Origin of the sequence: uncultured Gardnerella sp. (assembly GCF_947280595.1) — a bacterium.
Taxonomy (GTDB): domain Bacteria; phylum Actinomycetota; class Actinomycetes; order Actinomycetales; family Bifidobacteriaceae; genus Bifidobacterium; species Bifidobacterium vaginale_A.
Map to the genome: position 1 here is coordinate 92,594 of NZ_CAMYOS010000006.1, position 12,424 is coordinate 105,017.

The following is a 12,424-nucleotide window of genomic DNA, read 5'->3' on the forward strand; positions in this document are numbered from 1 at the left end:
CTTATTTAAAATTTTTTGAGATTTATGAAATCTATTACAAAGTTTATTTGTTGCTCTTAAAAATGCCTTTAGTTAAAATTTTTAAGGATATTTTGATTTATTTTAGATTGTTATTTAATTTATGTGAACGTTCACGGCATAAATGTACGATTCTATCTTATAACGTCCATAAAACGCACTAATCTTGGAAGAGTCATCACAACCCATAAGTTATAAGGAGTAGTTGTGGCAGCTATTGAAAGCGTATATGCACGCGAAATTTTGGATTCTCGTGGAAATCCTACTGTTCAAGTTTATTTGGAAACTGAAGATGGTGCTCAAGGCATCGGTTTAGTGCCTTCAGGTGCTTCAACTGGTGAAGCTGAGGCTTGGGAGCGCCGTGATGGCGACAAGTCTCGCTACCAAGGCAAGGGTACTTTGCAAGCAGTTAAGGCTGTTAACGAAGTAATCGCGCCAAAGGTTATTGGCATGGATGCCACTGATCAGCGCGCTCTTGATGAAACAATGATTGAGCTTGATGGTACTCCAAACAAGGGCAAGCTTGGTGCTAATGCTATTCTTGGAGTTTCTCTTGCTGCACTTTATGCAGCTGCTGAATCTGCAGAACTTCCATTGTATCGTTATATTGGTGGCACGAATGGTCACATTCTTCCAGTACCAAATATGAACATCATGAACGGTGGTGCTCATGCTGATTTTGCAACCGATATTCAGGAATACATGATTTCTCCATACGGCTTCAATACTTATAGTGAAGCTTTGCGCGCTGGCGTTGAAGTTTACCATACTTTGAAGAACGTTTTGAAGAAGGAAGGCTTAGCTACTGGCCTTGGCGATGAAGGCGGTTTTGCTCCAAAGATGAAGTCCAATGAGGATTCATTGAAGTATATTATGGATGCAATTGCAGCTGCAGGTTATGAGCCAGGAAAGCAGATTGGTATTTCTCTTGATGTTGCTTCTTCCGAATTCTACAACAAAGAAAACGGAAAGTATCGTTTTGATGGTGAAGATCGTGAATCTGCTTATATGCTTGATTACTACGAGAAGCTCATTAACGAGTATCCAATTGTTTCCATCGAAGATCCATTCCAGGAAGAAGGATGGGATGATTGGGCAGAAATCACCAAGCGTCTTGGTGATCGTTTGCAATTCGTTGGTGATGATTTGCTCGTCACTAATCCAAAGCGTTTGGCTAAGGGCATTGAGCTTGGTGCAGCTAATTCATTGCTCGTGAAGTTGAACCAGATTGGTTCTGTTACTGAAACTCTTGATGCAATTGAACTTGCAACCAAGAATGGTTTCACTTCTATGGTTTCCCATCGCTCTGGAGAAACACCAGACACTACAATTTCTGATCTCGCTGTTGCTAAGAACACTGGTCAGATCAAGACTGGTGCTCCTGCTCGTGGTGAGCGCATTGCTAAGTACAATCGCTTGCTTGAGATTGAGGAAGAGCTTGGCTCTACTGCTAAGTACGCTGGTTACGATGCTTTCAAAGCTTGCAAGAAATACGTTAAGTAGTGTTGCAAGTTAAGCATATTAAAATCTAATAAGTATTTAGTAAAAGCTATTAAATATTTATAAGACGGTCGATTGCTTTTGTAATTGACCGTCTTTGCATATTCGCTAAGTTTTATGTGTTCAATTTAACTTTCGAAGTTTTATGTGTTCAATTTAACATATATAAATAATTATATGAAAGTGTATTATTTAATAGCCGTATATAATTAAACATGGAAATGTTTGAAAAACAATTCAATTATTTGCTAATAGATAATTGAATAATTGAATATGTTATGAGTCGAACGTGTTCCTTTTTTAAAATCACAATTAGATACACTATTTTGGGGGGATTTATGAGTTCGTTAGTATACGTAAGCGCTGGAAGTAACATGGGGGATCGCTTAAAGAATCTGCAACAAGCTGTATCAATGTTAAAAGAAGATTCTCATATAAGCGGTGTTGTTGTTTCTTCCGTATATGAAACTGAGCCAGTTGGAGATATTGAGCAAGATAGTTTTTATAATATAGGTCTTAAATTCCGTACAGATTTAACTCCTTATGAGCTTTTAGATTTCATTCACGAAATAGAGCAACGTTTGCATAGAAAAAGAATTATTCGTTGGGGTCCTAGAACTATTGATTTAGATATTATTGATTACGATAGATGCGTTTTTGAAAGTGAAAATCTTACTATTCCGCATAAAGAGAGAGATAATCGCAAGTTTGTTATAATCCCATTATTAGAAATTAGTAAGGATGATCCAGAATATCATGAATTATTAGAAGAAAAATTGTCTTATATAAATGATTCTCATTGGATTAAAATTGTAAAAAGTAGCGAAGTTTTTAATTAAAGGCTGGAATATTTATGAAAATTACTTTAGTACAAAATATTGAAGCTAAAAGTTTTGCAGAGCAAGTGCTTTTAGATCAAGTTGAACAATCGCAGCAATTAGCATTGCAATGGGAAGATATTCCAGTTGATTACACTAAAAAAATAGTTGATTTTTTGCGTCATTTTGATGTTTCTTATTATGTAAAAGAATCTTGTGTTCAATTTATGTTACCTTTAATTGCGCTTAAGCCATTTTTAAGCGAATGTGAAAAATTATGGAACAATGACGCAGATTTGCTTGAAAGTATTCATAAAATTTTGCGTGAAAAATCTATAATTTGGCGTGCTGGAAGATTCTGTTTTGATACTCTCGATAAGCCTATTGTTTATGCGATTTTGAACATTACTCCTGATTCTTTCTATGATGGTGGAAAATATCAAAGCGAAAAAGAAGTAAAAGATCATATTGAAGAAATGATTGATGCAGGTGCTGATGTTATTGAGGTTGGTGGTCAGACAACTAAACCAGGTGGATATTTAGAAATATCTCCAGAAGATGAAATTAAGCGCGTTATTCCAGCTATACGCTATATTCACGATAATTATCCTAAAGTAGCTGTTGCAGTAGATACTTATAAACTTCCTGTTATGAAGAAAGCTGTTAAAGAAGGAGTGGATATTGTAAACGATGTTCGCGCATTTGATACTCCTGAAAAAGTAAAACTTATGGCTGAGTCTAATGTTGGTTTAGTCACAATGCATAGCAACAGAGATAAAGAATACGATAATTTAACTAGCTCTATGTGCGAATTTTTTAAAGATAATTTGCATATGCTTATAGATGCTGGAATTGATAAAAATAGGATTATACTCGATCAAGGTATTGGCTACGCAAAAGTTGCAGATGGTGAACAAGATTATGCAATGATGCGAAACATAAATCAATTACATCGTTTCGGCAGGCCAATATTAGTTGCGATTTCTCGAAAAGGATTTGGAAAGAAATTATTTAATCTCGATAAAGAAGATAGATTGCCTGTTACTTTAGTTGCGCAATCAGCTATGTTTATGCGAGGAGGGCGAGTGATTCGAGTTCATGATGTAGCAGAAACTCGCCAATTAGTAGATATGATTGACATAATAAATCGTTCTTATTGGGTTAAATAGTGGTTTTAATATTTGATTTTATTTTGTGTTAATACGTCGAATATGACAAGTAGGTTAGAAGTATGAGTATGAGAAAACGTCGTATGGCGCTGAATGCTGATACTAAAGAAAGCAGTAAGAAAAATCTTAAATTTTTTTCTGGTCCTATAGTTTTTGCGGCTTTACTTTCTGTGATTATTTTAGGTTCTATAGAACTTATTGCTACTATTCGTAGTTATGCTCTAAGTTTAGCAGAATTCCACGCATTACAGCATGAAAAAACTTTGCTTGATGCGCATAGAAATAATTTGATTAACAATATAAATCGCTGGAATGATAAGGCTTATGTTGCTACACGTGCTAGATACAGATTAGGATTTGTGTTTCCAGGTGAGCAAGCAGTTCGAGTTGAGCATCCGGAAGCTGTAACAGGTAAAGTGCTTAATGAATTTGCAGACAGTAATTCCAATAGCAAATTACATACTCAACTTCCTTGGTATAGTGATTTGTCTTATGCGTTACATAAAGCAGATAAACCAGATAATTTAACTATACAATCCTATGATAAAACTATTGATAGTACTGTAACTAGAACTAATGATTGAGATAACTTTTTCTTGATTTTTCTTGATTTAGTTTGATCTACTTGATTCGCAACTTGATCTACTTGATCCGCTTGATCCGCTTGATTTAGTTTTATTTAGTTCATGTAAGTTTTAATTTATGTGATAAGTTTTAATTTATGTGATTGATTACTTTACTAGTATGGTTTTATTGGTTTAGTGTAAAAACAAAGATGTTTTAAGAGAATAAAATATAAAATATAGGAGTTTTGATAATGGTTTTTGATGTAGAAGATGCGTTAAATAGATTTTGTGCAACGCCTTTGCGCAAAGCAGATGTAGATATTGTTCATCGTCAGCTTTCTCGTATGCCCCGTGGAATGGTAGCTGTAGGTGCTCGTTGCGTGTGTGGTCGTCCTTTAGCTGTTATAACTCGTCCGTGCTTAGAAGATGGAACGCCTTTTCCAACGACATTCTATTTAACAAGTCCTGAAGCAGTAAAAGCTGTATCTCGCATTGAAGCTGAAGGGTTTATGCGTGAATGTAATGCTCTTTTGAAAAACGATGTAAAAATTGCTGAACAATATAAAAACGCGTCTGAATCTTATAAAGCTTTTAGACATGCTTTAGCATTGAGATTAAAAGATAGCGAAGAGCATATTTTAGATATTAGCGCTGGTGGTATGCCTGATAGAGTCAAGTGTTTGCATGCTTTACTTGCTCAAACGCTTGTTATGGGCAAAGGTGTGAATCCTATTGGAGATATTGTTCTTAATAGAATTGTAGATGAGTTTAATCCTTCTGTTTGCCGTTGCACTATTCCTTGGATCGATGATGTCAGTGATGATGCTAGTGATGATGCTAGTGATGATGCCAGCTATGATGCTAGTAAAGTGAGTGATGATGTGAGTAAAGACGTGAATAAAGTAAGTAAATGCGAAGTTTCAAACAAATCTGTATGTGTAGCTGCTATAGATTGTGGTACGAATTCCATACGTTTAAAAATTGCTAGAGTAGACAGTCATGGTATTACAGATATTGTTCCTAGAATGTTGAGAGTTGTGCGATTAGGTGAGGGTATTGATGAAACTCATCAATTTTCTTGTGATGCTTTACAGAGAGTTAAAGCTGCAGCACAAGAGTTTGCACAAGTATTAAAAGATAATCCTGTAGATGCGATTCGTTTTGTTGCAACGTCTGCAACGCGTGATGCGAATAATCGCGATGTATTTGAGCAAATGATGATAGACGAGCTTGGAGTTAAGCCTGAGGTAATTAGCGGTACTCAAGAAGCTGAATTGAGTTTCTTAGGTGCTACAAGCGTTGTTTCAAGAGATGAGTTGCCATCACCATATTTAGTTGTTGATTTGGGTGGTGGATCTACTGAATTAGTTTTAGGCGGAGATGGTAAAACTTATGATGCTAGAAAAGTAGTTGCATCTTATTCAATGAATATTGGATCAGTTCGCATGACTGAACGTCATCTGCATACTGATCCTCCAACTGATGATGAGATTTCTTCTGCTATTTCGGATATTGACGCTCATATTGATGAAGCTTTGAAAGTTGTTCCAGTTGGGAAAGCTCGTACGATCATTGGAGTTTCTGGATCTGTAACAACTATGACTGCGCTCGCTATGGGCTTAAAACATTATGATCATAGTGCTGTAGATGGTGCTTGCATTGGATTAGAACAAGCTTATACAGTTAATGATCGATTTTTGCGTATGTCTAGGGATCGTAGGCGTACTTATGCGACTATTCATCCTGGGAGAATTGATGTTGTTGGCGGCGGAGCTGTAGTTTGGAGCAGAGTTTTAGAGAGAGTGTCTAAAGCTGCTTATGAGGATCATGGCGGAGTTCTAGATACTTTTGTTGCAAGTGAGCATGGTTTATTAGATGGAATAACTCTAGATTTAGGCAGGAAATTACTCGCCACACGCTGATTTGTGTTTATGCAGTTATTGTGGCATAATATATGTCTGTTGCCTCTGTGGCGGAATTGGCATACGCATCAGACTTAAAATCTGACGCCCGTTCGGGCTTGTGGGTTCGAGTCCCACCGGAGGCACGATTAAGCGCTGCGTAGTTTTTACTGTGTGGCGCTTTTTGGTTTTTGTGGTTATTGATGTGACTGCAATGTTTTAAGAGTTTGCTTGAGTGATTATTGCGCGCGTGGCATGCCCAAGTGCTTGCAGTGTAGGGATTATGATCTCAAGCATTTTGAAGCGCCGAGCTTGCTTAGGGTTGAAAGCACGGTGTGCTTTCAATGCAAGCGAGGGCTGGCTTCGTAATTAAAACGAAGTCAGTAGGATTAGTTAGTTTCCCGCATATGCGGGGGTGATCCTTCTGTGTTTTGCGATATATAGTTTTTCCCGCATATGCGGGGTGTTACGGTTGAGCTTCGAATTGCATTGTGCATTTGAAGCTCAACTAGTTTTAGTAAATAAATATGCAACACAATCTTCCTTAAATCTTTTATTGAGAGTATATTTGCCATTATTTAATAATCATTGTGGATTAAGAGGATGGTAGGTATGAGTTGTAATCACATTGTTAATACTGCATTATGGGGTAAAAAGAGAGAAGTTAATGGTGTAATGCAATGGCTTCCTCTTGCTCAACATCTTGAGGATACTAGAAATGTTATTGGTCAGCTGTGGGAGCATTGGCTTAGTGGTGGTCAGCGAAGATTGATTGAATCCTCATTAAGTAAACGAGTTGATGCAAAAAAATTGTCTCAATTTTTAGGCTGTGTTCATGATATTGGTAAGGCTACTCCCGTTTTTCAGTTTCGTAAATCGCCTTCAAATTCAAAAGATTTAGATATCGAGTTAAAAAATAAGTTAGCTAACGTAGGTTTTACAAATATCGATGATTTTATTCTTAAGGCAACAGATTTCTCAAGTAGTCATCACACTATAACTGGTCAATTTATTCTTTCTAATGCTGGAGTTCCTGAAGGGATTTGTGCAATTGTTGGAGCTCATCATGGTAAGCCTTTAGGTAATGATTCTGTTTGTAGAAGTAATAAGTCTAAATATCCTGACCATTATTATCAAAGTGAAACTGAGAGTGAAAATAGTAAATTATGGAAAAAGTTACAGAATGATATTTTGGATTGGGCTTTAGAAAGAAATGATTTTTCTAATGTAAATGATCTTCCTGAAATAAGTGAACCTGCGCAAGTTTTGTTGTGCGGATTAGTAATTATGGCTGATTGGATTGCTAGTAATGAACACTATTTTCCGCTTATTTCAATAGAGCAAGATTTGATTGAAAATCAGGAAGAAAGATATAGAAAAGGTTGGGAAAAGTGGTTACAACATGGTTCTAAAGACGTATGGGAATCATTAAATTGTTGTAGCAATGTTTCGCAAACATACAAACATCGTTTTGGTTTCTTTCCAAATAATATTCAGATAGCGTTGCATGATGTAATTTCTCAGTCTAAAGAGCCTGGAATTTTTATTCTTGAATCTGCAATGGGTTCAGGTAAAACAGAAGCTTCTTTAATTGCTGCTGAACAATTAGCAAATCTAACTGGAAGAAGCGGAGTGTTCTTCGGTCTTCCTACTCAAGCCACTTCTAACGGAATGTTTAGACGAGTTGAGGATTGGCTTAAAAGTGTGAATAGTGATTTCCAGGGCGAAATTGGTTTACGTTTAGTTCATGGTAAAGCTGAACTGAATGCAGATTATGCGCATTTGCCGCATGGAATGCAAAATATGAATGATGGTTGTGATGGTAGTTCTAGTAATAATGATGTAAATAATAATGGAGTAATACTTAATGATTGGTTTACTGGGCGAAAAACCGCAATGTTGGATGACTTTGTGGTTGGTACAGTAGATCAATTTTTGTTAGCTTCGTTAAAGCAAAAACATCTTATGCTTCGTCATTTGGGTTTGAGTAAAAAAGTTGTAATTATTGATGAAGTGCATGCTTATGACGCTTATATGAATAAGTATCTTGAAGAATCTCTTATTTGGATGGCAGCATACGGTGTTCCTGTTGTGTTACTTTCTGCTACTTTACCTGCTAAGCGTAGAAAAGAACTTATAAAAGCTTATATGTGTGGGTTGTTTGGGTTTAATTGGAGAGAATGTGATAAATCTAATGTTGATTTTGAAACAAATAATTATCCTTTAATTACATACAGTGATAGAAACTGTGTAAAACAAAAATTTATTGAAAATGAAGTTAGTGATAATAAATCTATTTCTGTAAGAAAAATAACAGAAGATAACTTGCATGAATCACTTGTTGGTGAGCTTAAATCTTTGCTGAATAATGGTGGTATTGCTGGAATTATAGTGAATACCGTTAAAAGAGCTCAGGAAATTTATAATGCGTGCGTTGATGAGTTTAGTGATGACGAAGTTATAGTTATTCATTCGCAATTTATCGCTACAGATAGAGTTAGAAAAGAACAGCAAATTTGCAATATGATTGGTAAGAATGCTCATAGACCTGCTCGTGCAATAATTATCGGTACGCAAGTATTAGAGCAGTCGCTTGATATTGATTTTGATATTTTGTTTACTGATCTTGCTCCTATAGATTTATTACTTCAACGTGCTGGTAGATTACACAGGCATGCGATAGAACGCCCAGAAACTGTCACAGAGCCAATTTTATATGTGTTGGGAACCAGTGATCGTTATGAATTTGATAAAGGTTCAGAGTCTATTTACAGCAAATATTTACTTATGAGAACTCAATACTATTTGCCAAATGTTATAAACATGTCTCAAGATATTTCTCGATTAGTGCAAATAGTTTATGGAGATAATCCTTTAGAGTTACAAGAAGATTTGAAAGATGTGTATGCTGTTGCAAAAAGAGAACATGATTCAGTAAGAAATAGTAATGAAAGTGCTGCAAAAACATATAGAATTGAAAATCCAGAATCAGAAATTGGTGAAAGATCTATTGTTGGCTTGTTGACAAATTCAATTACAAATGAATCTGATGAATTTGCATGTGCTCAAGTTCGTAATAGTGGCGAATCTATAGAAGTTATTGCTGTGAAAAAAGTTGGTTCTGGTTATGGAACTTTCCATGATTGTGAAGATATTTCACAAAATATTGATATTGCGGAAGTTGCAATGAAACTTGCTCAAGAAACAGTAGGATTGCCGTGGATGTTTACATTAAACAGCGATTGTGTTGATGAAACAATTGCAGAATTGGAAAGAATACGAAAACAAAAGCAATTCCAAAACTGGGATGATCAGTCTTGGTTGCGAGGTTCTTTGGTGCTTCTATTCGATGAAAATAATATTTGCGAATTATCAAAATACAGAGTTGTTTATTCTGAAAAAAGTGGTATTGTATGTATTAGGAGTTCGGAAGAAGACAGAAAGGAATTAAGAAGGTGAGCAGATTTAATTTATTAGATGAGCCTTGGATTTCCGTCATTGTAGACGAAAAAGGACACAATAAGCTCGTATCAATTACAGATGTGTTTAAGCATGCATCAGAATATAAAGCGCTAGCTGGCGATATGAAAACTCAAGATTTTGCATTGCTTCGCATTTTGCTTGCTGTGCTTCATACTGTTTTTTCGAGGTACGATATTCAAGGAAATTCTCGTGAATTTGATTCAGGTGAAGATGATGAATATTATTTCAATAAAGAAACAGTGAATATTTGGCGCGAAGTTTGGAATTCAAAAAAGTTTCCAGACGCAGTTTTCAAATATTTAGAACAATGGCATGATCGTTTTTACCTTTTTGATGACAAGTATCCATTTTTGCAAGTACTTAAACAAGATATAGATAGTAAAAAGCTTGGTGGCAAATCTCCTAGTGAGATATCTGGTAAAAATATAAATCGATTGATTTCTGAAAGTAACAATAAAATAGCTGTATTTTCTCCAAAAGATAATGTTGATAACAACAAATCGTCACTTACTGAAGCACAATTAGCAAGATGGATTATTACCTTACAGTCATACGTTGGATTAGCAGATAAGACCATGTTTGGTACTGAAAAATATAAAGCTTCTAAAGGATGGCTTTTTGACCTTGGTGGCATTTACATAGAAGGCGAAAACCTATTTGAGACTCTTATGCTCAACTGTGTGCTTGTTGGGGAAATGCAATCTCCTGAGAAAAAACAAAAGCCATGTTGGGAGTATTCAGGAGCGGAAAATATTGAAAATTCGTTTTATGAAACATTTATTGACAATATTTCTCAGCTTTACACTAGATGGAGTAGAGCAATATATATAAATCCTGATATTAGCATTGAAAATCCAATATCGGTTTCTATAGTAAAACTCCCTGATATTAATCATAAAGATGCTTTTATTGAGCCAATGACAGTATGGCAGTACAACAAGGAACGGGAAAACAAGGACAAATACACTCCAAGGAAGCATAAAGTAGAAGAATCTATGTGGAGATCATTTGGGTTACTTACATTGCAAGAATCAGATGATGGGATTCTAAAAAATCACAAACCTGGAATTATGGAATGGTTAAATAAAATTAGTAAAGATATTGAAGGTTCTTCTATTTCATTACAGGCTGTGAGTATGAAAGATGATGGTAATGCTACATCTTGGGTTCCTACAGATGAAATATGCGATACTCTGCATGTTGATGAAGTTGTAGTAACTGATAATTCTGACAATGGATGGGTGGGTAGAATTAACAATGAAGTCGAGTATACAAGATCTGCCATAGGATTTATTTACAGGCAATTTCTTCTAGACATATGTGAAATACGTAATAGAAATAAAGATGATGCAACTAAATATGCTGATAAGTGTATTAGTCATGTTTATTTCTTAGTTGATCAACCGTTTAGGCAGTGGTTAGCAAATATTAAACCAAAAGATTCAATGAATGAACGATGTATTCAATGGAGAAATACTTTGCATAGCATACTTATAAATGAAGCAAAAGGCATGTTGGAAAATGCTACATTGCGTGATTTTACAGGTAGGCCTGTTGTGCAAAGTGAGAAAGAATCTACAAAAAATATAGTTACAGCTTACAGCATTTTTACTAGTCGATTAAAAAAATTATCAAAAAAATAAAGACATAGAAAGGAGGCTATTATGGCTGAAAATCAAAACAAATCTGTTGAAGTATCTAATGCTGTTAGAAAAATTATCAATCAATTTATAGAAATTGCAGATACTTCGTCATATAGAGCTATGCTTGCTCAACTGCGTCACACAATTGGTAAGCCATTAAGTCAGTCTGTAGAAATATGGCCCTGGATATTAAACAATGTGCCAGAAAGCTTCATAGATAAATATGGTGAAGTTAGCTATCAAATGCGAGCTGTTATAAACACTTTGCAAATATACGCGTTGTATGAACAAGGTGGTGTAGAAAAATCAAGTTATAAAGATTTGAATAAATCTGAAGATTCAGAAAATGAAAAATCTTATAACAATATGGGAACAGCTTTAAGAGCACTAAGAAGTGACGAAGGTGTGCGTGGAGCGATGGATAGACGCTTTAGTGTTATGATTACCGCAAGCGATTATGAGAGTTTTTACTACTATCTTCGTCAATTAGTTCGATTGCTAAAAAGTAGAACGAAAGAAAATAAGCAAGCAATTGATTATTCTAAACTTGCGAGAGATTTGTATTTGCTTCAGTTTGAAGATTCAGAAAAAGTAAGACTTTCCTGGGCGCAAGAATATTATCGCTTAAGCAAGTAGCAATAACTTTTTAGCAATATCACATATTTTAAAAATTACATATTTCAAAAACAACGTTATTAAACAATTAACTAAAATTTAGAAAGGCAAAACAATGAACGCTCATTTATTCTTAGATATTCAAGCAATCCAAGCTGTTCCACCATGCAATATTAATCGCGATGATGCAGGTAGTCCAAAAACTGCTCAATATGGCGGTGTAACTAGAGCTAGAGTAAGCTCTCAATGCTGGAAGCACTCAATGCGAGAATATTTCAAAGAGCACAGCGGAGATTCCAATGTTGGAATACGAAGCAAAAACATTGTTAAGTACGTTGCAGATAAAATTGTTGCATTAAAACCAGAATTATCTGAGCAAGAAGCATTAGATTTAGCAAATAAAACGTTAAATAATGCTGGCGTTAAAACTAAAAAAGATAATGATGAAATAGTTCCTACAGCAAAAGCTTTATTCTTCTTAGGAGAGACTCAAGCAAATTCTCTAGCGCAAGCAGCAATCAATAATGTTACTGACAAGAAGCAACTGCAAGAAATCTTGAAAGATAATCCACCTATTGATATTGCGTTATTCGGTCGCATGCTTGCAGATGATCCATCGCTTAATGAGGATGCTTCTTCTCAAGTTGCTCACGCAATTTCCACTCACGCTGTTCGTGCTGAATTTGATTACTATACTGCTGTTGATGACTT

At 35.4% G+C, this 12,424-nt stretch carries 9 protein-coding genes and 1 tRNA gene; all 10 read left to right on the top strand.

Annotation, left to right across the window (positions count from 1 at the left end):
- Positions 1-225 precede the first annotated feature (225 nt).
- Positions 226-1,521 carry a phosphopyruvate hydratase gene (gene eno / locus Q0X59_RS03225; protein WP_075523401.1) on the top strand — a complete coding sequence of 432 codons (1,296 nt, stop codon included), beginning with the start codon at positions 226-228 and terminating at the stop codon, positions 1,519-1,521.
- A gap of 335 nt (positions 1,522-1,856) precedes the next feature.
- Complete coding sequence (gene folK, locus Q0X59_RS03230) at positions 1,857-2,357, top strand: 2-amino-4-hydroxy-6-hydroxymethyldihydropteridine diphosphokinase (protein ID WP_075523400.1); 501 nt, start codon at positions 1,857-1,859, stop codon at positions 2,355-2,357.
- Positions 2,358-2,371: 14 nt separating this feature from the next.
- Complete coding sequence (gene folP / locus Q0X59_RS03235) at positions 2,372-3,505, top strand: dihydropteroate synthase (RefSeq protein ID WP_297643140.1); 1,134 nt, start codon at positions 2,372-2,374, stop codon at positions 3,503-3,505.
- Positions 3,506-3,567: 62 nt separating this feature from the next.
- A complete protein-coding gene (locus tag Q0X59_RS03240) occupies positions 3,568-4,089 on the top strand; it encodes a septum formation initiator family protein (protein WP_103043111.1) in 522 nt (173 codons plus the stop codon).
- Positions 4,090-4,322: 233 nt separating this feature from the next.
- Positions 4,323-5,993: a DUF501 domain-containing protein gene (locus tag Q0X59_RS03245; RefSeq protein WP_297643143.1), complete on the top strand. Its 1,671-nt coding sequence runs from the start codon at positions 4,323-4,325 to the stop codon at positions 5,991-5,993.
- A gap of 41 nt (positions 5,994-6,034) precedes the next feature.
- A tRNA-Leu gene (locus tag Q0X59_RS03250) sits at positions 6,035-6,118 on the top strand.
- A 466-nt stretch (positions 6,119-6,584) separates the two neighbouring features.
- A complete protein-coding gene (cas3, locus tag Q0X59_RS03255) occupies positions 6,585-9,431 on the top strand; it encodes a CRISPR-associated helicase Cas3' (RefSeq protein WP_297643145.1) in 2,847 nt (948 codons plus the stop codon).
- Entirely contained in the window at positions 9,428-11,098 is a 1,671-nt protein-coding gene (gene casA, locus Q0X59_RS03260) for a type I-E CRISPR-associated protein Cse1/CasA (protein WP_297643148.1), read from the top strand. The genes cas3 and casA overlap by 4 nt, the downstream gene beginning before the upstream one ends.
- Before the next feature lie 21 nt (positions 11,099-11,119).
- The gene (casB, locus tag Q0X59_RS03265; protein WP_297643150.1) at positions 11,120-11,734 is read left to right on the top strand and encodes a type I-E CRISPR-associated protein Cse2/CasB; all 615 of its coding nucleotides are present in this window, start codon (positions 11,120-11,122) and stop codon (positions 11,732-11,734) included.
- Between the two features lie 94 nt (positions 11,735-11,828).
- On the top strand, positions 11,829-12,424 hold a 596-nt coding region (locus tag Q0X59_RS03270), incomplete at its 3' end, for a type I-E CRISPR-associated protein Cas7/Cse4/CasC (protein ID WP_297643153.1).

Excerpts from the sequence above, each read along its gene's own strand:
- folK (WP_075523400.1), top strand. The coding sequence starts at position 1,857 with ATGAGTTCGTTAGTATACGTAAGCGCTGGAAGTAACATGGGGGATCGC.
- folP (WP_297643140.1), top strand. The coding sequence starts at position 2,372 with ATGAAAATTACTTTAGTACAAAATATTGAAGCTAAAAGTTTTGCAGAG.
- Q0X59_RS03240 (WP_103043111.1), top strand. The coding sequence starts at position 3,568 with ATGAGTATGAGAAAACGTCGTATGGCGCTGAATGCTGATACTAAAGAA.
- Q0X59_RS03245 (WP_297643143.1), top strand. The coding sequence starts at position 4,323 with ATGGTTTTTGATGTAGAAGATGCGTTAAATAGATTTTGTGCAACGCCT.
- cas3 (WP_297643145.1), top strand. The coding sequence starts at position 6,585 with ATGAGTTGTAATCACATTGTTAATACTGCATTATGGGGTAAAAAGAGA.
- casB (WP_297643150.1), top strand. The coding sequence starts at position 11,120 with ATGGCTGAAAATCAAAACAAATCTGTTGAAGTATCTAATGCTGTTAGA.